The organism is Lentisphaera marina, assembly GCF_028745505.1.
GTDB classification, from domain to species: Bacteria; Verrucomicrobiota; Lentisphaeria; order Lentisphaerales; family Lentisphaeraceae; genus Lentisphaera; species Lentisphaera marina.
The window spans coordinates 732,504-755,353 of record NZ_JAQZZL010000001.1; the positions used below are offsets into that span (position 1 = coordinate 732,504).

Annotated in this window: 16 protein-coding genes; 1 reads left to right on the forward strand and 15 read right to left on the reverse strand. The window is 41.5% G+C overall.

Annotated features, from left to right (window positions below; all coding sequences use genetic code 11):
- Both PQO01_RS03120 and PQO01_RS03125 read right to left on the reverse strand, forming a co-directional pair.
- Positions 1-885: a c-type cytochrome gene (locus PQO01_RS03120; RefSeq protein ID WP_274312585.1), complete on the reverse strand. Its 885-nt coding sequence runs from the start codon at positions 883-885 to the stop codon at positions 1-3.
- Positions 882-1,541, reverse strand: a complete 660-nt coding sequence (locus PQO01_RS03125; protein ID WP_274312586.1) for a 3-keto-disaccharide hydrolase — start codon at positions 1,539-1,541, stop codon at positions 882-884. The genes PQO01_RS03120 and PQO01_RS03125 overlap by 4 nt, the downstream gene beginning before the upstream one ends.
- A gap of 407 nt (positions 1,542-1,948) precedes the next feature.
- Here PQO01_RS03125 and PQO01_RS03130 point away from each other — a divergent pair, with 407 nt between their 5' ends.
- On the forward strand, positions 1,949-2,569 hold the full coding sequence (locus tag PQO01_RS03130) for a discoidin domain-containing protein (RefSeq protein WP_274312587.1): 621 nt from the start codon (positions 1,949-1,951) through the stop codon (positions 2,567-2,569).
- Between the two features lie 87 nt (positions 2,570-2,656).
- Here the strand turns inward: PQO01_RS03130 and PQO01_RS03135 are convergent, their stop codons facing one another.
- The 13 genes from PQO01_RS03135 to PQO01_RS03195 form a co-directional block, all read right to left on the reverse strand.
- Positions 2,657-3,403 (reverse strand): GDSL-type esterase/lipase family protein, encoded by a 747-nt coding sequence (locus PQO01_RS03135; RefSeq protein WP_274312588.1) that lies wholly within the window; start codon positions 3,401-3,403, stop codon positions 2,657-2,659.
- 174 nt (positions 3,404-3,577) lie between these two features.
- Positions 3,578-4,939 (reverse strand): sulfatase family protein, encoded by a 1,362-nt coding sequence (locus PQO01_RS03140; RefSeq protein WP_274312589.1) that lies wholly within the window; start codon positions 4,937-4,939, stop codon positions 3,578-3,580.
- A 45-nt stretch (positions 4,940-4,984) separates the two neighbouring features.
- On the reverse strand, positions 4,985-6,253 hold the full coding sequence (locus tag PQO01_RS03145) for a DUF1552 domain-containing protein (RefSeq protein ID WP_274312590.1): 1,269 nt from the start codon (positions 6,251-6,253) through the stop codon (positions 4,985-4,987).
- A gap of 16 nt (positions 6,254-6,269) precedes the next feature.
- Positions 6,270-9,260, reverse strand: a complete 2,991-nt coding sequence (locus PQO01_RS03150) for a DUF1588 domain-containing protein (RefSeq protein ID WP_274312591.1) — start codon at positions 9,258-9,260, stop codon at positions 6,270-6,272.
- Positions 9,261-9,323: 63 nt separating this feature from the next.
- On the reverse strand, positions 9,324-9,614 hold the full coding sequence (locus PQO01_RS03155) for a hypothetical protein (RefSeq protein ID WP_274312592.1): 291 nt from the start codon (positions 9,612-9,614) through the stop codon (positions 9,324-9,326).
- 26 nt (positions 9,615-9,640) lie between these two features.
- Complete coding sequence (locus PQO01_RS03160; protein ID WP_274312593.1) at positions 9,641-11,164, reverse strand: sulfatase family protein; 1,524 nt, start codon at positions 11,162-11,164, stop codon at positions 9,641-9,643.
- Complete coding sequence (locus PQO01_RS03165) at positions 11,161-12,579, reverse strand: sulfatase (protein WP_274312594.1); 1,419 nt, start codon at positions 12,577-12,579, stop codon at positions 11,161-11,163. Before PQO01_RS03165 ends, PQO01_RS03160 begins: the two co-directional genes overlap by 4 nt.
- A 34-nt stretch (positions 12,580-12,613) precedes the next feature.
- Positions 12,614-14,155 carry a sulfatase family protein gene (locus PQO01_RS03170; RefSeq protein WP_274312595.1) on the reverse strand — a complete coding sequence of 514 codons (1,542 nt, stop codon included), beginning with the start codon at positions 14,153-14,155 and terminating at the stop codon, positions 12,614-12,616.
- Between the two features lie 127 nt (positions 14,156-14,282).
- Positions 14,283-15,737, reverse strand: coding sequence for a sulfatase family protein (locus PQO01_RS03175; RefSeq protein WP_274312596.1), 1,455 nt, complete (start codon positions 15,735-15,737; stop codon positions 14,283-14,285).
- 12 nt (positions 15,738-15,749) lie between these two features.
- Complete coding sequence (locus PQO01_RS03180; protein WP_274312597.1) at positions 15,750-17,246, reverse strand: sulfatase family protein; 1,497 nt, start codon at positions 17,244-17,246, stop codon at positions 15,750-15,752.
- Positions 17,247-17,389: 143 nt separating this feature from the next.
- On the reverse strand, positions 17,390-18,847 hold the full coding sequence (locus tag PQO01_RS03185) for a sulfatase family protein (RefSeq protein ID WP_274312598.1): 1,458 nt from the start codon (positions 18,845-18,847) through the stop codon (positions 17,390-17,392).
- A 108-nt stretch (positions 18,848-18,955) separates the two neighbouring features.
- The gene (locus tag PQO01_RS03190; protein ID WP_274312599.1) at positions 18,956-20,746 is read right to left on the reverse strand and encodes a hypothetical protein; all 1,791 of its coding nucleotides are present in this window, start codon (positions 20,744-20,746) and stop codon (positions 18,956-18,958) included.
- Positions 20,747-20,977: 231 nt separating this feature from the next.
- A complete protein-coding gene (locus PQO01_RS03195; RefSeq protein ID WP_274312600.1) occupies positions 20,978-22,801 on the reverse strand; it encodes a sulfatase in 1,824 nt (607 codons plus the stop codon).
- Positions 22,802-22,850 lie beyond the last annotated feature (49 nt).

Consider the following 22,850-nt stretch of genomic DNA (forward strand, 5'->3'; position numbering starts at 1 on the left):
TTACTTCTCCTTAGTTAAATTTATGGTGAAATTATTGAGTTCATTTTTGTTCAAAAGAACTAGGTCATTATCATTTTTACCTTTGTCACAAGACACTTTATAGCCCTGAACTTTTGGGAGTTGATAAGTAAGTGAGCTGGGACCAGAGACCTTATAGCTCCAACTTATGTTCCCATTATCACTAGTGTGAGTTTCCTGTATTTTGACAGGGCCTCTTTGATACAAGAATGTGGGTAGACCATCTGCATTTATTCTGTAACCTTGGAAATTTATTTTCCCCTCAAGACCTGAAAAGGGCTGTTGGGAGGATTCGGAAATGATATCACCAACAATAGCGGGTATGACTTTGCCATTTCCTGTGAAATGCGTCTTTGGATCAATCTTTCCTTGCCAAATATATCGGGTGGTGCCCTTTTCGGCATCCCAGCAAAGTGATAAATCATCCTTAAATTTAATTGCAAATGAAGCTACACTCGAATTAGGCATGAAAGTCCTTTGGATCCTGCCGAGTTCTTCTTTAAAGACATTATTAGCTCTCAGGGCTTTTCGAGAAACCCTAGAACCCGCGTAGAGCATATAATCGGCAATAAGCTTCAGGTCTTTATCGGGTATATGCGCCATGGCGGGCATCGCAATTCCTTCAGTTCTTTTACGCCCAGGTTTTTTCGCCCAGGAGACGATGTCATCGGCTTTGCCTTCATAGAGTTTGTTAATTTCGTGCAGGGTGGGGCCCGCAATCATTTTAATGGGGTCATGACAGGCTAGGCAATTCGTTTCAAAAAGTTTTTGAGCTACGGGATTAGCTTTGTCTTTTTTCTTTTTAGGCTTGGCATCTGCGCTCATCGCAAAGGCAAAGAAAACGGCAATGGCAACGATTATTTTCATTTCAGTTCTTGAATCCATACATTTCTAAACTGGACGGGATTCCCATGGTCTTGCAAGCGCAGAGGAAAGGCTTCTGGAGTTTCTTTTTTACCATGTCCCGTTTTATTGGGGATTTCCACGTTATCGTGAACTTTCACACCATTGTGAATAAGAGTGAGGCGAGCATTAGCAGTTTTTTTATCACCATCCCATTGAGCTGCATGGAATTCAATGTCATAGCTCTGCCATTCACCCACAGGTTTACAAACAATTTGATCGGGTTTCTTAAATTTGTAGATAGATGCACAGTCGTACTTTTGGTAGTCATCATCATGGCCATGAGAGTCGAGGATTTGGATTTCGTAACGCTGTTGGATATAGACACCGCTATTGCCATCATTACCTCGGCCTTTACTCTTTTTCTTTTTGGGACCATTGATGACTTTAAATTCGAGATGAGCCTTAAAATTAGTGACAGGAAAATTTGTCACAATATGGCCCTTCCCAACGGTTAAAACACCGTTATCGAATTTCCATGTGAGTGCTTCTTTTGGATTAGTTTCATTCACCAAGTCTTTTGTTCCGCTTGGTCCAATAAGCTGAATGGCTCCTTCTGGTTTTTCTGACGCAAAGGTGCAAGTGGCAATAAGTAGTAAGAAAGTAGTAATGAATTTCATGTGAGTCTCCGTTGTTTGTCTATGCTATACTTAGACAAAGTTTACATGGCTTTCGTTATATAAAAAAAAGATATTTGAATAAAATATTTGTCTAATTTGCCTAACTTGTCTGTTTTTCGCAATTTCGCAGCAATTCTGTCGACTAGCCTGTACTTTAAAACACTTAGAAATCAGTTCCCAGTGATTATAATTGTTTGAAATAAACAATTTGCCGAAGTTATCAGTTTTATTTTATCGCAAGAGGTTTTGTTATTAGTTGACATTCAGTAACATATTTCATTTTTGTTTGTCTAATATAGTGAGTAGTGACTCTATTTTACTCGAAATTATTACGATCTTTTAATAGTTGACAACAAATGAAACGTATTAGGATCAAACATTTTGTAATTAGCTAGGAGGAAAAATTCGTGAACTATCTTTACTATGTTTTAATTTTTATATTCTCAGTTTCTGTTTACTCAGAAACGGGCTCAGTCATAGCTGAATCGGATATGAAGAAAGGTGAACAAATTGACGCTACACCGGCATTTGATGGCGATATAGAGACGATGTGGAGTGAGAGCTTCAATAAAAAAATGAGTTTGTTTATAGTTTTATCAGAACAAAAAACCATAGAAGCATTAGAAATTATTTGGGGTGATGAATTTGCCAAAGAAATTCAATTAGAACTCAAAGTTAAGGGAGGATGGAAGGGCCCCGATAAAATTGAGGGAAAACAAAATTCTGACGCAACTTATTTTAATTTGGATACTAAACGAAATTCAAAATTCATTCGCATTTCTTTTAAAGCTAATGAAAGCCCCAAATTAATCACGATTAAAGAGATCAAAATCAATGGAGAGGCTTCTACATTGAGTACTTTGAAAAATACCCCGCGAACTCAGCATGGAGAAAGGCAAATTAAAGAGCAAACACCCGTTCAACTCAGCAAGCCTCAAGATAAATTAGAAAATGTACCCGACTCAGATAAAGCCTCAGGTGATCAGCCCATACGCGTCAAAAAAAGTGCTAATAAAATATATATCTAAGCGGAGCTTTTTATCTCGATGAAGTTGTTAACAATGATAAGTTAATATCATCAATGTATACAAATCATTAACTGAAAAGTTATCTTATTATTGGTTCATGAGCTCAGTGATTTTTGGAGAAATTGCTTCGGCCCATTTGGGGTACATATCTTTGCTGGGATGAAGGAAATCTCTCATGACTGATCTATGCACGATGCGTTTATCATCGAGGAATATTTTATTGATATTCATGAAGAAAATATTTTTATCGTCGGCGTAAGTTTTGATAATTTCATCGGTCCCCATGGTGAGTTGACGCATGGGGCTACTATCGTCTTTCCCACGCGGGAATATGGCGAGCATAAGAATTTTGGTTTTGGGAAGACGTTGTCGTAAATCTTGGAGAATGGCTTTGACCCCGATTGCGGTTTCCGCAGATGCTTCTTTATATTTGCCGGCGTTATTGGTGCCTATCATCATGACAAGTACTTTCGGTTTAATACCATCGACGGCACCATTCTCGAGTCTCCATAGGACGTTCTCTGTGCGATCACCGCTAAAGCCAATATTGAGGGCATTGTACTTGGCAAAGTATTGATTCCAGGGCTCTTGATACTTATCCCAGGCATGAGTAATGGAGTCGCCAAGGAAGACGACTTGAACATCGCCGAGTTGTTCTTTTTGAGTGAGTTTTTCCTGATGACGACGCAACCACCACCGAGCGGCTTTTTTATTTTGTTTTACCGCAGTACTGGCCCGCGTCGTATTTTTTACAGGTTCACCTAGCGCAGAATTTGAAGCAAAGCAATTGAGAGAAAAGAGTAAAAAAGTAAGTATGAAAATATGTTTTTTCATGAATAGGCCTGTGTTAGTTTAGAGTTGTAACTATTAGACCAATGTAGAGTGTATTTGTTACATGAAATTTCATATACGCAGCGGAGACTTTATGATTTCTCTAGGCAAGTAAAGGTACGAATATAACCTTTGATTTTTCCTCAATATATAATTCTTAAAAAGCCTTATTAGTGTTTAATAAAGTTTCTTTTTGTGCTGTTCAGCGGCTTGTTTGAGCTCATCCGCTAGTTCAGGGAATTTGGCAATGATATTCTTTGATTCCTTAGGATCATTTTTCATATCATAGAGGGCAAGTGCTTGTTTCTGACGGGAATATTTTGCATCGTAGCCATCTTTGCCTGCGACTTCAACGTGACGGTAAGAATGAGGAAGGTGGAGTTTCCAACGGCCATCTGCACTAATGATAGCCTCAAGATTTTTACCTATAGTAAAGTAGTAATAATCATGAGGGTTTTCGGCTCCTTCTTTGTTGCTTATTAGGTCTAAAACATTTTTGCCATCAATTTCATTTTCAGGGAGGGGAGCCTTGGCTAGGTCTAAAATCGTGGGCATGATATCGATGGAGCAGAAAACTTTTTTTGACTGAATACCAGCGGGAATCGCTTTAGGGTATTTGACGATGAGTGGGCTACGCGTACCACCATCGAAACTGGTCGCTTTCGCTTCGCGGTAGGGGGTTTTACCGGCGTGGTCACCATAGCCTGCCCAGGGACCATTATCAGAACTAAAGATGACCATGGTATTGTCTGCAAGACCGTGATCTTTTAGAGCTTGATTAATTTGACCCACAGACCAATCTAATTCGGCAATGACGTCGCCGTAGAGTCCTTTGCCAGAAATGTCTTCGAAGTCTTTGCTCACATAAAGCGGTACGTGAGGCATCGGGTGGGCAGTATAGAGAAAAAAGGGATTGTCTTTATTACGCTTAATAAAATCGACCGACTTTTCTGTTGTCCACTTAGTTAGATTCTTTTGATCTTTGGGCTGAAGGTTATCAATTTCGATTTCGCCATTATTCCAAAAGCGCAGAGGGAATTTACCCCAATGTTTGGGCTTCATGGGGTGAAGGTGCCACATATCATTAGAATACATGAGCCCGGCGTGCTCATCAAAGCCGCGAGCCAAGGGGCGAGTCTCTTCGCGGTCTCCGCAATGCCATTTGCCAAAGTGAGCCGTGGCATAGCCGGCTTTTTTCAATTGCTCTGCGATGGTCGCAAATTTCGGATCTAGGCCTTTACCATTGGGGCCATGAGCTCCAAAAACTTTTGTTCTGCTAGGGTAAGAGCCACTTAGTAGGGCCGCACGTGATGCCGAACAAATGGCTTGTGGAACATAGAATTGAGAGAATACGGCGCCCTCTTCGGCGAGTTTTTTGACTTGGGGGGTCTGGTAGTGATCCTCTCCAAAAGGCTGGAAATCTTCCCAGCCAGCATCATCGAGAAAAATGATGACAAAGTTAGTATGATTGCTTTTATCGCTTGCCCATACCGAAGGGATTAGGGTTATTAGTAAGATGAAAAATATTTTCATATTCATTTAGTAAGTTCTAAGGTTTTATTTACAAAAAAGGGACTCTGAAATTTAGCTGAATAGTTGATTTAGTCGCTCTGTACTGTGGCTGAAAGTATCGATATCAATTCCAGTCTCTTGAAGAAGTGTTAGCCAAACATTTGCCAGTGGCGTATTTTTGGGAAGTTTAATACTTTCCCCAAGACGAAGATTTTTAATGCCGCCTCCAGATAGAAATAATGGAAACCCTTTAATCCCATGGGCAGACTTAATGTTAGTTCCATAACTGACAATGCAAGTGTCGTAAACACTCCTGCCATCAGGGTCCTTCGTTCCTTTCAATCGATCCAATAGATAGCCAAAAAGCTCAGTGCATTTTTTGTCGCGAAGACCCGCTTGCTGCTTTCTTTCCTTAGATACGTTGTAGTGAGATAAAGCATGTACCAGAGTCGTGATGCCCATACTACTGAGAACCGACTGCGAAGGCATCATGTAAGTCGCCACGCGTGTCTGGTCGGTCTGGAAGGCGAGGGCAATCATGTCAAACATCAGTTTAACCTCAGCTTCTCCGTCTATTTGATCTGGGTGATGGCCAAACGGCGACTTTGGTTTGGGAGTATTAGCCCATTTAAGTTGCCTTTCCAATCCCAACTCAAGCTGTCGAATGGTTTGGTAATACTCATCAAGCTTTTCATGGTCTGTCCTGGCAATCTGGTGAGAAATAGATTTAGCGTTTACTTTTAAACTATCAAGCACACTTCTTCGCGTCTGGATTCTCCTTTTTACATGTTCCGGTGATTCATCTGCTGAAAAAAGCTTTCTGTAAAGTTCTAAAGAAGTATTTAAACCGGGAATTGGACTACCCTGCTTATTCCAGGCCAATGATAAGCAATTACCATGGCCGCCTTTTTCTTTTGTACTCAAAGTTAAATGGGCGTATCTGTTGTTCTTGCACAAATGTTCAGCAGCAATCTGATCACAGGAAATCGTATTATTGAGATTACTGCTTTGGGGAGCGCCAGTGAGAAAGGTCAGACTGCCCGCATGAGGTTGTGCAGCTCCCACATTTAGTAGATTCCCTAACAGGGTAATGTCATCTTTATGCCTCTTGAGAGGCGACAGTCCTTCGGTCAAACCTATTTTAGAAAACTTACCGCTTTCCTTAGGGTAAAAAGAGGGAAGGAAACCATAACCTTGCGATAGAAAAAGCATTCTCTTTATTGGCCCTTTAGTTGCTTTAGAGCCAGTGGAGGCAAACGTTTCGAGATAGGGTAAAGCCAGGCAGGCAGAAGCTGATTTAAAAAAAGATCGGCGTGAATATGTGTTTGTTATTAGGCTCATTATTTATCTCTATGCATTATTTAGTCGCAAACATTTGTGAAGAGAGAATTTCAAAAACCATCTCTTTAAGTGGATAATTTTTCTTTTTCAATTCAATCAAATTTTCGTTGATCTCCGCCTTGTCAATAAATTCAATTTTTCGGCCAATGCCATAGGACATCATTGATTCATAAATAGATATGGCGAGTTTGTCTTTATGCTTTAAAAGGACTCTCTGCAATCCTTTAAAATCTTTGAATGACTCTCCGTCTAAATGACCGTTCGCGAGTACGGGTACTGTTTCAGGAGGCGTTATTTTTGTATTGGCTTTCCCTTTTCTGGTGTTCTTTACCGGTTCGGCTTTGATGAGTTCTTCTGTTCGCCATTTCCCAAGGTAGTCAAAGTTTTCTAGACCCAAACCAATGGGGTCTATTTTTTTGTGGCAGGAGGCACACTGAGGAATGTTCATATGACGGTCTACCAACTGTCTCACAGTCAGTTTAGCTCCCTCAGGAGGCTCAATAGCAGGAACATTAGGAGGTGGAGGTGGAGGTTCGTCAAAAAGAAACTTATCCCTAATGATTGTTCCACGAATGGTGGGAGAAGTACGACTGTCATTAGTGCCCATTATGAGAAAGGCAAATTGAGTCAACATTCCACCACGAGGACCAATGGAGGACTCAGGGTTTAGGTCTGGTAATTTAAATTTCTTGAAGCCAGTAAAAGCTCTTGTTTTGAACCCATAATGACCCGCGAGTCTATGATCAGCTACCACAAAGTCTGATGCAATCATATTATCCACAGGCAGGTTTTCTCTAACTAAAACTTTGAAAAATTCGCCAATTGCACGACGTGCTGAATCTGGGAACCCGCCCTTACCTAAGTCACCAGGAATATCAATTTCGTCAAAGCGTTCAATATCCGACCATTGATTTATAAAATCAATTAAAAAATGATCAGCTTTATTGGATGATAGCATTCGTTCAAACTGATTTCTTAAGATACCTGGGGCAAATAATTTATTTGATGCTGCCAGTTCATAGAGTTCTTTATCCGGTGGCGAGCGCCATAAGAAATAGGCCATGCGAATGGCGAATTCTTTTTGGCTCAAGGGATTTCTTTCGCCATCATTTTTCTCTTTTATATATAAAAACGCCGGAGATGTAAGGATAGCTGTAAGGGGCTCAATCAAAGAGTTTGCAATGCCTTTACCATTTTCTCTTTCCAGTCGATACAACTTGAGCAATGCAGTTATATAATCTTTGTCTACTCCTTGGTAACGAAAAGCTCGATCGGCAAACTTTGTCAACATTGCCGCAATTTCACTTTCACTGGCATTGCTTTTTTTAGTGATCGGACTGACTAAGGAATTAAAGAAAGTCATCTTTTTATCTTTTAATTTAAATGGTCCCGTCAAGGAAAGGTAATCGAGAATATCATCATCACCGGCTCTGATTCTAATTTGTACTTTAGAATCAAATAATCCGGTTTTGAAACCCACTTCAGACGAAGTCATGGTGCCGGACTTGGGGGTGAAATTTAATGGCAGGCGCTCACCATTGACATACGCCCTTGCATTTATCTCTTGTTTAACTTTTTTGCTTTCTGAAAAGCTATGAGCTGTGGCTGTTAACTTATAGAGACTGTTTGGTCTTAAGGTTGTTGTATATACAAAGCTACCGGGCACACCTGGGATATTAGTTTTGTTATACTTTTTTTCTGCTTTTTCCAATTTCCCATTGTATCTTCTTTTGAATATATCTAGCTGGCCTTGATCAGCGATATGGGGATCAACCTTAGTTATTTCAGAAAGCGGAGCATTAGCTTCGATTAACTTCTTAAGGGCTTTCATCCTTAGGTAATCTTGTTCTGCTTTTTTAGCGGGCAATATTTCAGGATCATACCGTATGGTATTGGAGTCAAAAGGGGCCGTCATATCGATAATATTTGTTTCGACCACTTTTCTGCTAGCTTTATAGAATTGCTCATACTGCTTTAAAGAGAAAAACTGATCGGAGCCAATGGTATCAAATTCAGGACTTACTTCGTCTGGTAAAAAATCTTCTGGAATTTTCATGCCGAAAAGGTCTGTCGCACTGCTAAGGTATTCTCTTTTGGTCAGATAGCGCATTGAAATTTTTCCGCCTGTGGCAGCCAATCTCTTGTGTGCCAATTTAATGTTATCAGCTACGTCTCCAATGAATGCAGTCAGCTCGCCTGTTGATGGTTGTGCTTCATCTTCGGGAGGCATTTCTTCGATATTGAGAACGTCAAGAACATCCTGCCACATATGAACAGAAGCGGAATCATTGAACTTGTAGTCTATGTTATCTAAGCGAATTCCCCCTTTCTCTTTTTCCTCATTATGGCATTCAAAGCAATATTTTGTCAAAAAGGGTTTGAGACCCTGTACCTTTTTTTCTAAGGTTATTTTATCTTGTGGGCTTAGTCCCTGTGTAGTTTTTTGGGAGGCAGTAATTTCTTTATCTAAAGATGAGTGTGGGCCAGTTGCTACTTCTGCTTGCTTTCCTTCATTTGATAAGTTCTGAAAGCCAATAATAACTCCGATAGTTAATAAAATAAATAATATTGAGATAAGAGGAGCTTTTGAACTTTTTTTCTTTGCTTTGATACGAGTGTGTTTGGCTTTTCTACTGGAACTTTTTGTTTGTTTTTTAAGCTTTTGCGCTCGGATCGTTTTTTGCCTCGATGGGCGTACATTTGTTGCGTGAGGTTCAGCCAGATCTTCTTGCTTATGTAGATGTTCTTCGTAAGATTTATTATCAGGTACGGAAAGGGTGCTTGAACAGGATGGGCAGTTTATGTTTACGCCAATGAGTTCAATGGAAGAACTTAGTTTTTGGTCACAACTGGGGCAGGAAAACTTAAATTCCTCATTTGCAAGACCTGTAGCTGTTTGAGGAACTGTATTTATCATGTTGCAGGCGGGACATTCCACACTTGAGCCACAAAATTCTTCTGGGACACTTAGTTTTTGCTCACAATCTTGGCAATGGAATTTTATCATAATTTTCTGGGTACAACATTTTTATTGGACTATAAAATCATAGACAAGTTTTTTTTACTCTGGTTACAATTTTTCAGCAAAAGCAAAGGTTTTAATTTTGGTAAACGATATTTTTTTCAATACTTCAATAAGCTGAATCAATGAAAACCAAACGCCACCATCTAGTTCTAAATTCGTTTGCGTATTGATTTTAGTGTTATCTTTTTTGACATCGTTAGGATAGTATTTCCTGTCCACGTTAATGCGGTTATAGTAATGTTTATCTTTGTGAGCATCATCACTATTTTCAGTTAAAGCCGTTAACCAGCCATTTCTGTTTTGAGCAAATATCAGAGTACTACTTAGCTGATTCAATGGAGTATAGAGCTAGTCAAAAAAGCTTAATTACTTCTTCCGCTTTGTTTAAATTGTTCGAGCTTGGCTTTCAATTCTTTGACGACTTCAGGGTGTTTTAGGTAGAGATTTTCAAGCTCCTGCGGGTCTTTATCCAAGTTGTAGAGTTGCACGGGAGCTTTGGTATCGAACTCTTCTGGAAGTAGGTGCTGGATCCTTTTGCCATTATAGTTATTCCCACCTGAACTTGAGTGATCGAGGTATTTCCAAGGTCCTTTACGAATAGCTAGGTTTAAAGAAATGGTTTGAGTCAGTAAGTATTCACGGATATTAGTTTTTTCATCGAGCAGGAGAGGTAAGAGATTAAAACTATCTTCGGCGCTATTTGGCGGGAGTTTATAATCCACGAGAGCGGCACAACTTGCCATAATATCGCATAGCGAGACAAGCTCATTGCTGACAGAAGGTTTTATTTTATTTGGCCATGAAATAATGAGTGGGGTTCTATGGCCGCCTTCCCACTGATCTCTTTTAAGTCCTCGCCAGGGATAAGAACCATCGTGATTATAGGTTTTTATCATGTTTAATGCAGTAGGAACTTCTGGGCCATTGTCACTGCAGAAAATGATTAGGGTGTTATCTAAGGCCTTGAGCTCGTCTAATGTTTTTACGAGTTCGCCGACGATATGATCCAATTGAAAAATAAAATCGCCATGGGGCCCTAATTGAGTCTTGCCCTGAAACTGTTTTGCCGGGAATGAGGGGAGGTGAACGGCTTGCATGGAGTGAAAGAGAAAAAAGGGCTGATCTTTTTTCTTTTGAAGGTGCTGACGAATATAGTCCTGGCTTTTTTTGAGAAAGACCATGTCAACTTCTTCGTGGTCAAAGTTATCGGCTATCATTCCAATCCGACAATCCTTGCTGTAAACATGATTGGGAAGCTTTGAGCGATCAAGAATTTTAGTGGGTGGCAAGGGGATGCGATCATTTTCGATGTAGGCGTATAGAAAGTCAGTCGTGGGACAACTTACTGTGCCGTAAAAATAATCGAAGCCACGATTGACGGGGCCATCGGGTATGGGGCGGGAGTAATCAATTTGCTGAATACCCTTAATGCGTTGGTCCGTGATTCGCTTACCATTTTTATCAAAGAAGCTCATGCCTATGTGCCATTTCCCGACACAGGCTGTGGCATAGCCCTTTTCTTTGAGTATTTGGGGTAGCGTCAGACGTGATTCTTCGATTAGACATGGCCCACCTGCACCAGTGAACACCCCTTTCATACCTGTACGGAACTGCATTCTTCCAGTTAGTAAACTGTAGCGTGTGGGAGTACAGACATTTGAGGGACTATGCCCATCTGTGAAGAGCATGCTCGACTCAGCCAATTTGTTTAGATGAGGAGTAGGGATTTTTGAGTTTTTGTTGTAGCACTGAAGGTCACCATAGCCGAGATCATCAGTTAAAATTAGCAGGATATTGGGCTTCTTGCTATCTTTAGCCACAAGGCTGTTTCCTGCAATAAACAAAAGACCAATCGCGATAAGTGATTTATAGATTAAATGAGTCATTGTTTTTCCTTAATTTTTATGAGGCTAGCTTCTCTCAAACGGGTATTAAGCTCGCGGTCAAGCTTGCTGATGGTTTGTTTATGCTCGGGATTTTGGATGAGGTTGACCAACTGTTTGGGGTCCTTAATCATGTTGTAAAGTTCTGCGGCACCATTTTGGTAGCGAATATAACTAAAGTCTTCGGTTCTGATAGAGTAGCCTTTTTTGCCTTGCATAAGCGATAAAGCAGAATTTCGAAAGTCTTCAGTTTTATTTTTCAAGAAGGGCAAAAAGCTTTTGCCCTGTACGGTTTTTGGTTTGTAAACCCCTAGTAGTTCAGTAAGACTTGGGTAGATATCAACTAATTCAGTGACTTCATTTATTCGTCCAGGAGCTAGACCTGGTATGTAGGCAATAAGGGGTACTCGAGTAACTTCTTCATGTAAATTATTTTTTTGCCAAAAGCCATGTTCCCCCAAATGGTAACCATGGTCACTTAAAAAAATGATGGCGGTATTATTTTTTAGTCCAAGCCTATCAACTTCCTCTAAAATACGTCCAATTTGCTGATCCATAAACTCAACTGTAGCATAATAGGCCGCCCACATACGTTTTTGATTATCAGGATATTTACCAATTGAGTTATTAGAGTTAGTTATTCTCGGGTGACCTTCTATCGGTATACCTAAAGAAGCTGGATTTCTTAGTTCTGGTGAGTCTATCTTTTGCCAGGGGTAGTTTTGGAAAAATTCTTTGGGCGCGACATTTGGGTAATGGGGACGAACTAAACCGGTAGCAATGAAGAAAGGCTCATTTTTACGCTGATTTAGCAACTCAATAGTTTTCTCTGCACTCTTAAAGTCTGGCTGATCAGAGCCATCACCTTCTGAAATAACACTTACAAACATGCGATTTTTCATTTTAGAACTTTCGCGGTTTTTAAGGCTTTTGGTAAAAATATTTTGATTGAGGCAAGCATAGTCACCGGGGGTGTGAGATTCGGCTCCCTTGGAGTTGAACTTCTCAGTCCATGAAGACGGGATATCTTGACCATCAGTACCATGAATTATGTCATAGGGAACACGCATGTGATAAATTTTCCCGACTCTAGCAGTGTACCAACCGTTGTTCTTGAGGTGCTCGGGGAGGTTGATGCCTTCTGAACCAAGATAGCGACTATGCATTAAAGATGTACGAGATGGACCGCATGATAGTCCCTGGCAATAAGCGCGATCAAAGACAATGCTTTGGCTAGCCAGTTTATCTAAATTGGGAGTTTGGCAGATTTTGTCACCGTAGCAAGCTAGGACACTGGCTTTTAAGTCATCTGCAATAATAAATAAAACATTTTTGATTTTATTCGGCTGTGCTGCATCGCAAGTATCAATGACGAAGGCAAGAGAAATAAAGATGAGTGCTTTGAGGGTGAAATTCATGTCGATTTACTTGTTTTAATTATTAGTTTAGGACTTAATCCCAGTTGTTTTTAATGATTTTTTGTATTTCGGGGTATTTTTTATCTTGCTCATTAAGTTCTTTACGAATTTCCAATAACTGTGTTTTAAGTCTTTTTATTATCTCTTTATATTCTGGGTTTTTATATTCGTTTTTCATTTCTTTGGGGTCTTTTTCCAAATCATAAAACTCCCATGAAATTGGGGTGGGCTTGCCTCCACGACGTCCATATTTACTGCCGTAGAAAAAAATCAGCTTATGAGACTCAGATCGAATTCCAAAGTGTGCTGGTACGGCCAGTTTATGAGCCATGTGCATCCAGTAACGGTAATAAGTAACGGTTCTCCATTCATCGGGCTTTTTCTGGTTTGATAAAGCTTTATAAAAACTTTTGCCCTGCATGTAATTTGGAGTCTTTTTTAGGCCTGCGATCTCTAACAAAGTCGGTGCAAAATCAGTATTATTGATTAACCACTTATTTTTTAAATTGTTTTTAATCATACCGGGTGCGTAAACGATAAAGGGCATGCCCATGGCTTCTTCGTACATCCAGCGTTTATCGATGAGATTGTGTTCGCCAAGGAAAAATCCCTGATCACTGGTGTAAATAATGATGGTATTATCAAGTTGCTTGGAAGCCTCTAAATAGGAAATCAAACGAGCTATATTATCATCTATGCCTTTTACACAGCGCAAATAAGCTTTTAGGTACTTTTGGTAAGCCAGCTTGGTATATTCAGGCTCGGGAATGTCATCACTTACACCTAATTTTTGTGGTAGCAGCCAAGGATTATGATTCTTGCTTAGGCCTGAACCAAGGTCCTGACTGCCAGCGGAGCCCGCAGGCACCGAAAATAAACTTTCCGGTTCGGGGATATGCACATCCTCAAGGTAAGTTTCATATCTTTTAGCGTACTCAAACATATCATGAGGAGCTTTGAAATGATGCATGAGAAAAAAGGGCTTTGCTTTGTTGCGGTCATTTTTAAGCCAATGAAGACTGATGTCGGTAATAGCATCACTGGAGTGCTGATCTTTTTTGGTGATAGTATTTTTAGGCCATGGCTTTGAACCGCGAATATTAAAAATGGGATTATGATATAAACCCTGACCGGGAAGGACACAGTAATAATCAAAGGCGGCGGGTTCTTTTTTTAGGTGCCACTTACCGATCATAGCTGTTTCATATCCAGCTTTTTGCATTTCTTTTGGCAAGAATTGTTTGTCAGATCCAATACTGCCATTTAGATCCAAAACGCCATTAGTTTGAGAGTATTGGCCGCTAATTATACTGGCACGACTGGGGGTACAAATGGCGTTGGTACAAAAGACATTATCAAATTGAATGCCTTGGGAGGCTAGCCTATCAATTGTGGGGGTAGGGTTAAGTTTACTGAGTCGACTCCCGTAAGAGCCAATTGCCTGTTTGGTATGATCGTCAGCCATAATAAAAAGAATATTTGGCTTTGCATTTTGAATTGGAAGATCTTGTGCAATAAGGTTTTTTTGCAGAATTACACAGGCAATCCAAGAAAGACTAATGATTAGATTTTTCATTTCACATCTGATTTAATTTAAATTCATAATATCAGACAAAGAGAATCAAAGGGTGTTATAAATTTTGCTTAAATTTACTCAATTAATTTTGAGGGTCGCTTTCCTGAGCGGTAGTTTATAGATCGAATTATTGCTTTGAATCTTTTAAGGCTTCATTTAAGAAAAGGCTAAATTTTTCAACGATTGCAGGGTGTTTAGAAGCAATATTATTTTGCTCGCTTAGATCATTACTGAGATCATATAAGGCAATTTCTGGGTAGTTCGAACGGCCTTTTTTGTGCTTGAGGATGAGTTTCCATTTGCCATCGCGTATGGTCCAGCGATCGTGAATAATAGCGGGGCGTTTTTCTATGTTTTTATCTCCCTTGAGAAAGGCGAGGAAGCTCACGCTATCTTCACCATTATTTTTCGCGGGCTTGTGATTTCCCTTGTTGAGTTCTGCGAAGGTCGCAAAAAGGTCGGAAAAGACAATGGTTTGCTCACATGTACTGGCCTTGGGTGTCTCTTTTGGCCATGAGGCAATAAAAGGCATGCGGTGACCTCCTTCATGGGAGGAGAATTTCATGCCGCGCAGTTCTCCCGTCGCTTTATGGGCAAAGCGTTCGCAATCTTTGTCATACCAAACGGGGCCATTATCACTAGAAAATATAATGAGGGTATTGTCCTGCATCTGTTTGTGATTAAGAGCCTTTGATACCTGACCAACGACATCATCTACCTGCAAGACAAAGTCGCCATACATGCCGGCCCCACTTTTTCCGACAAACTCTTTTGGAGGCAACCAAGGGGTGTGGGGTGAGGGTAAGGAAAGGTAGAGGAAGAGCGGTTTTTCTTGAGTATGGTTTTGGATTACCTGAACGGCTTCGTCGGCTAGCCTTTGGGTGACGTCTTCCATTTTGAAGTCGGGAGCAATTTTTCCCTTGCGCCAAAAAGCACCCTGAATATTAGTCCATTTATCTGCAGTGTTCATGCTATTGTTTGCAGCGATATCCTCAGAGGGAGGCATCGTGGCTTTACGATCACGGATATAAAAGTAGGGCGGAAGGTCTAGAGAGGCATGCATGCCGAAGAAAGTGTCGAAACCACAGTCAACTGGACCACCCTTGAGCTCCTGTGTGTAATCAGCGGGCTTTTTTGTATTTTGCAGGTAGGGGTCAAAGCCTAAATGCCATTTCCCAACCATGGCCGTTGAGTAGCCCTGTTCTTTAAGAAGCGAGGCAATCGTTTCGCGACCATTTTTGATGAGAGGGCCATCGTTGAGGCGCATGCTCTGGTGCACGGCAAAGCGACCAGTCATCAGTGCGTAGCGAGAAGGAATACACGAACTTCCCCCTGAGTGAGCGTCAGTGAAACGCATGCCATTAGCCGCCAGTGCATCTAAATGTGGAGTAGGAATTTTACCCTTTGGATTATAGCAAGTCAGATCTCCATAACCCATATCATCGGCGAGGATAATAAGAATATTTGGTTTTTCTGAAGCGGATAGGGAGAGGGCAAAGAGAGAAAACATGCACCAAAGTAATGGTTGAAAACGTGAACGTACAAAGGATGAGAATGACTTAAGGGAAGTTCTTATGATCATAGTTTTGGCCTTTTACTTTTTCTTCTTGTTCTTTGTGACCTGCGGGATATCGACGACGTCGTATTGCTGACGAAGTTCTTGCAGTTCCTGTTTTAAGTTTGCAATGATCGCAGAGTATTCTGGGTTTGAGTATTGATTTGCTCTTTCATGTTTGTCACGTGCTAAGTCATAGAGCTCCCACTCTTCACCATTAGGGACATCCACACCATAGAAGCGGATGAGCTTATAGCGACCTGTGGTCACACCTTCGTGACGACGAACTTTGTGAGTCCCAGGATATTCGTAGTAGTGATAATAGAGGCTATCTCTCCAATCATCAGGTCTTTCATTTTTCATTAAAGGGAGAAGACTTTTTCCCTGCATATCGCGCGGGATCTCAGCTCCTGCGAGATCGAGAAAAGTTTCGGCAAAATCGATGTTTTGGACGAGGTCAGTATTAATTGAACCGGGCTTGATGACTTCGGGCCATTTCGCCAAAAGTGGAGTGCGAAAGGATTCCTCGTACATGAAGCGCTTGTCGAACCAACCGTGTTCGCCAAGGTAAAAACCCTGATCAGCAGAATACATGACTAAGGTGTTTTTCTCCAGATCTTCATCTTTCAGGTACTGCAAGAGGCGGCCAATATTCTCATCCACACCAGCAATACAGGCCAGGTAGTCGCGCATATACATCTGGTACTTTTCACGGATGAGGTCTTTACCTGTGAGTTTGGTGTTTTCAAAAAACTCTTTTCTATGCTTCCAACGATCAGCTTTGAAATCCCAGTTATTGCGCATGCTATGGGCAATACTTAGATCTTGTTTATGAGCAGCGACACCACGCGTTTGATAGTCGTCGAAGAGTGTTTCCGGTTCGGGGAAAGTCATGGTTTTGAAGCGTTCTCTGAAGCGCGGCGCTGCAATCCAGTTTCTATGGGGCGCCTTGTAGTGAACCATCGCCATGAAGGGCTTTGATTTGTCGCGTTCATTAGAGAGCCAATTAAGGGCGCGGTCAGTAATAATGTCAGTGGAATGACCTTGGTATTGTTTACGACCCGCTTCACTAATAAATTCGGGATTTTTGTACTTACCCTGACCGGGGAGAACTTCCCAATAATCAAAGCCCTGCATGGCACCACTAAGATGGATTTTGCCAATCATTGCAGTCTGATAGCCACTTTTTTGGAGGAGCTTTTGGAATTGCTGCTGATCGTGATCAAAAGGGCCACGATTATCGATCTTACCATTCTTATGACTATGCTTTCCAGTGAGCAAAGTCGCGCGGCTAGGAGCACAAATCGAATTGCCGACATAAGCTTTGTCAAAGCGCATGCCCTCGCTGGCAATGGAATCTAAGTTGGAAGTGAGGTTTAAGCTTTCAAAGCGACCACCATAGGCGCCAATAGCTTGGAAGGCGTGATCATCGGAAAAGATCCAAAGGATGTTGGGCTTTGTGTCGTTTTGGGCATTCGCGATACATGTGATTAGGAGTAAAAATAAAAAAAGCGGTGGCTGAGTAAATCTGGTCATCAATTTTCGTCCTTTTAAATTAACAAGTCTCTAAGTTTAAAGCTTTAACTTAAGTGCCTTCACAAATGTAAATAAGAGAATTGCAGTTTCGTTACTCTCTGAAACAATAAAAGTACAACCTTGTTATAAAAACTGAAAGAAAATCAAGGCAAATTCAGTGGTCCGGGGTGATTGATTTGATCCGCGTTCTTTGATTGGCCAGGCCACTCGGCATGGGGTGCTTTCACCTTATACTTTGGAGAGGGGATTATTTTGCTGTTTTTAATTTTTGGTGGGGCATGACGGTGAGGCGTAGGTTTTTTTGGGATGCTATCGCCGGTCTGTTCAGTCCATAATTGAATCATTTTTCGAGCTTGCATTAGCTGTGTTTTGTATTCGGGGTTCGAAGCGAGGTTATTTAGCTGATTAGGATCTTGACTGAGTTTAAAGAGTTCTTCCTCGGGGCAGGGATTAGCAAAAACCTGCTGCTGTTGAGCCTGAGTTTTACCAGCAGCATGGGCTTGCCAAAGTTCTAAACCCGCAGGGAATTTGGTGTCGGACTCGTAAGCTAAATTCATTTGATTTGGGTAGTTATTTTTGATATAGACAAAATCCCCAATGCGAACCATGCGTTCGTGGTTTTTATAAACGTGCCAATTATGTTCAGCAAAAATGACTTGGCGAACTTTTGTCTCTGGATTTTTTAGGATGGGTAGAAAGCTTTTGCCTTGTATGCTTTCGGGGATTTCGACCCCAGCTAATTCCAAGCAGGTAGCACTGAGATCGATTGAACTTATTAAGCTTTTGCTGACAGCGGATTTTTTGATTACTTTTGGGAAATGGATAAGCCAAGGCGTTTTAATTCCGCTATCATAGAGGCGAGATTTGTCGCGAGGGAAAGGGCGGCCATTATCGGAAGCTACAATGATCATCGTATTGTCGAGTACTCCTTGTGTTTTAAGTTCTTCCACAACTAAGCCAATGAAATGATCGAAACGACTGACTTCGTGATAGTATTGTGCTAGATCCTTACGGGTCTCAGGGCCATCATACATGTAAGGGGGGACAATGACTTCGTTTTCTTGATAAGTGGGAGCATGGTCACTGATCTGCCAATCGCGGTGAGCATCGCTTGCAGCGTACCAAAAGAAAAAGGGCTTGTCTTTGGGACGATCTTTGAGGTTTTGAACCCAATCGGCTTCATTGCCAGGCCCACCACCTTTAGTGATCTTATCAAAAGCGCGGTCTTTTTTACCAAACATATGATTCTTGCCCGAAAGTAGGGTGTAGTAACCCGCTTGGCGCAATAATTCGGGGAAGCGAATTTGGGCATTAGGTAGCTTCATATGAAGTTCTGGGGCACCAGTATTGTGGGGGTAGCGCCCGGTAATGATACTGCATCGACTGGGGCTACAACTACTGGTAGTTAAGTAGGCATTGTCAAAACGCATGCCTTTCGCTGCGAGCGCATCGACGGCTGGAGTTTTGATACTAGGGTGACCATAAGCCCCGAAGTCACTTTGGGAGATATCATCAGCAATAAAAAAGATAAAGTTGGGTTTGTCTTGTGCATGGGCAAAGAAGATAAAGCTAAAGAATAGGGTCAATCTAAGAGAAATCATAGGAGTAGTCCATAGTGTTTTTATACCATAATACACCGCGCAGAATAGGGCTATGCCAAGCTAGCTTTATAATTTCTCTAATAATTTGATTGATTTGATCAATGATTTTTATTCGGAGCGATTAAATTCGATATGCGTGAACTTATTGAGCACGGGGATACGAATTTTGAGCTGGCCATCTTTGACTTCTTGAACAGCTGTTTTGATGACTCTTTTATCAATATCGGAACCATCTTTTTTACTGATGTCTTTGGTGGTAATTGTGGCAATAAATTTTTCGCCATCCTTAAAGCCTTCTCCGCGGAAGTCCATGTTGGAACTCCCCGTATTACTATGGATTCCAGTTTGGATTGTGGCAGGAATAGTCAAATCATTCCAGAGTTTCCCAGTGGCACCAGATGCATAGAGTAGCACGGAGAAAGATTTTTTACTGCGGTTGTAGCTAGATATTCTGTAGCGTTCATTACCCGTGAAAGCAGGGCCAAGAAGGGTGATGTGATTTTGATGTTCATGCGCCATGGCATGGCGAATGACTTCATCTTTTCCAGAACTCAATTGGCTATACCATTTCCAAATGTAGTAGTGTAGGTGATTGGGATCACTAGGATTAATGTAATCATCGACAGTAAAAATATTGTTCTTAGCATCGATGATTTTGAATTTATCCTCGGGGCCAGCAAGAATGACTTTTTTAGTGATAATGTCACTGCCACCATCATTTGCGAGCACAACTAAGCCGGGGTTTAATAATTTGACACGACCACTGAAATCACGTCGCTTAGTTAAGCCCATGGACCAACCGCTGGAGTTGTCTGACCAAGGTAGGTTGACTGTGTTGAGCCCACGCTCGAGGCATTTACCTAAAATAGTAAGAGTTTTTTCATAGGCATCCACTTCATTTTTAAGGCCATCGCCATTGACGTCAAAGGCGTTGTCACCATCATCCCAAACAACCCAGGACTCAGAGGAAAGTACTTGTTTATCTTTATAGCCCGCAGCATCAAGTTTGTGGCGTACTAAATCGAAGTTTCCCCAAGTTGAGTCAAGATATTTTCCATCCATTTTACCATAACCATCAGAGTGATCTGTTACATTGAGATTGAGGGCGTCGACGAGTGACATGAGTTCTTCATTGGCAATGAGCTGATCGTAATAATCGTTGACAGCAGCGCCACCTTTGCCTTTTAAACCATTCAGTGGAGGGCAAGGTTCGCAGGGGGAACATCCACTTGTGGAAATCAGAACTTCTTCACTTGGTTCAGCTTGGTAAACGGCACGAATAGCTTTGGCACCATCGATGAAAATATCATTCATCAGGTAATCCATATCGCCCTCATTAATCATGTGCTCCAAGTTGGCTTCGTGAGAAAGTTGATAGGCGTGAACACGTCCCTTGAAATGAGTTGCAAGACGAGTGACAAACTCTTTGTAGAGTCCTGGCTTTGATCTTTGGCTACCCGCTTCGCCATTCACAGAGGCCCAAGCCGGCGTATGCCAGTGGACGAATTCGACCTTCAAACCCTTGGCAATACAAGCATCTACAGCTTGCTCAATAGTCACGAGATAGGAAGAGAGGTGATTCTTGTAATCGGTATTTTTGACATCGGGTTCTGCCGCATGCCAATTGATCCAAAATTGAGCGTAGCTACTATTTTGTGCAATGACGGGGCGCTGAGAATCTGCAGCATTATACTTGGGGAAGCCTCCAAAAGGTTGCCAACGGACACCGACGTGAATATGATCAGTGGTCCAAGTGTAATTTTCTTGTGTTTTTGTTTCTTTGTAAGTGCTTGCTTTTTCTGTAGGATTTTCAGAGCTTTCGGGACTAAGACTCTGGCAGCCCGTATTCAAAAAAATCATTGTGCTGAGGAAAGTGAGGGAAGAGAACCATTTATTCATATGTAGCCTTTATCAAAATTGTGATTAATCTTATAAGGTCTAAACAGTGATAATTTTTTTTTGTTACAAAGCAGCAATTTAAATTAGCTGTATTTACAGATGCAATGACTTAGGAGTGGATGATGATATGTGCCATAATTATAGAATGGTCATAATCATTTGCTAAACTATCTTTCGTACCTTTGGCAGGTCTGCGGGTGCATTCAAGAATATGAATAATTACATCACGGCTTATTTCACAGAAAGAGCCTTTTTGGAATAATTGCCTTTTTTGTAATCCGTCATTTGTCCCATGCGAGGATAACTGAGCATGAAGCGTTTGTCATCGACTAAGTTGAAGAGGTAATGAGTCGTGCCTTTGGGAAGGCTTGCAATCACTTTGCCATTTTTAACTTGAGCATCAATGCGGTACCATTCCTCGTATTTATCACCGCCATTATCGGTGTAAAGCAGGTAAGCTTTAGTGACTTTATTGCCATTTTCTTTAAACTCGACCCAAGCCTCAGAACCATTGAGCCCGTTCTGGGTGATCGAGCAAACTTGATCTTTACCAGGGATTTTACGCATGGTATGGGGATTGAGAAAAGGAAAACTCGCATCCATTGCTTCGAGTTTAGACTGCAATTTCTTGTTCATTTCGATGACTTTTTCAGGCATGAAATTGGCGAGATTTTTACTTTCTTCTATGTCGACACGTTTGCCATTATCATAGAGCTGATAAAGCTCAAAAGGTGGCATCTCTGGTTTGTAATTGCGAATGAATTTATAGTCGCCAATGCGTAGCGTCGAGTGCATAGAATAGGAATTGGGGAAGTGATGCATGATAGAATTGCGCACTTCGCCATTAGCCTTTTTAACGAGCTGTGGATTAGAAGCATCTTTTGCTAAAAGTTTAGAAATATCTAAGCCATCGAGCTTTAGTTTATCAGGTGTTTCGGCTCCAGACCAAGACATGATAGTAGGGAAAAAATCCAGTCCATTAATCATAACATCGGATTCTTGTCCCGCCTTGATACCTGGGCCGGTAATGATGAGAGGGACGCGAATGCCACCTTCTTTGGCATTGATTTTGCCCTTGTCGAGAGGGAAGTTATCGGTAATGATTTCTCCTGGAACTTTTTCCATGCCACCATTATCAGAAGTGAAAATAATATAAGTGTTTTCAATAAGCTTGTGACCAGGCCAGCGTGGATCGTCAGTCTCTTTTAGGTAAGTGAACATTTGTCCCATGTAATAATCGAGCATTTCGACCATGGCGGCATAGTAGGGGTTCTGCTGACCAGGTAAATCCCAGCCTTTTGGATCTTTTGGGAAATCAATGCCAAGCTTAGTGCAGTACTTTTCCAAGAGCTCACGACTACGGCTGACAATCGGGGTGTGAACGAGCCAAGTAGCGTAGTAGAGGAAAAAGGGTTGGTTCTTATTTTCGCGAATAAAGTCGAGGGCATCTTCGCTATTTTGGTGATAGGGAAAGCCATTTTTATCGAGGCGGTAGGGGTCGTTTTCTGCGCTAGTCGCAAAGCCTTCGAGGCGGTTTTTCATATTTTTAGAAACACCCAAATTACTGCGAGTAAAATCAAAGCCATGATCATTAGCTTGTGGGTAAGCATGATGGCTAATCGCAACGTGCCATTTGCCCACATGACCAGAGACATAGCCCTGGGGTTTGAGAAGTTCGGGAATGGTGATTTCGCTGACGGGAAGTCGTCCACGATACCAAGGAGAAATGACCGACCATTGCTTTTCATTGTGGGGGATGGGGGGCGCACCACCAACTACATGAGTTCTTTGCAGGCGTGCGGGGTGCTTACCAGCGAGGATCGCTCCACGCGTGGGAGCACAGGTGGGCGCAGGTGAATAGGCTTGCCAAAACTTGACGCCCTCCTTGGCGAGGCGGTCAATATTGGGCGTCTCATAGGGGGTGGGTTCATCGATATCATAACATTTGACGTCTTGCCAACCCAAATCATCAGTCAGGATAAGAATGATGTTAGGCTTGGGGCGCTCATTTGCGAAGAGCGCAAAAGGCAAAAGGAGAAAAAATAAGTATTTCATAAGGTTTCCAGAGTTTATTTGTCTAATATTAACAAATACAGACAAGTAA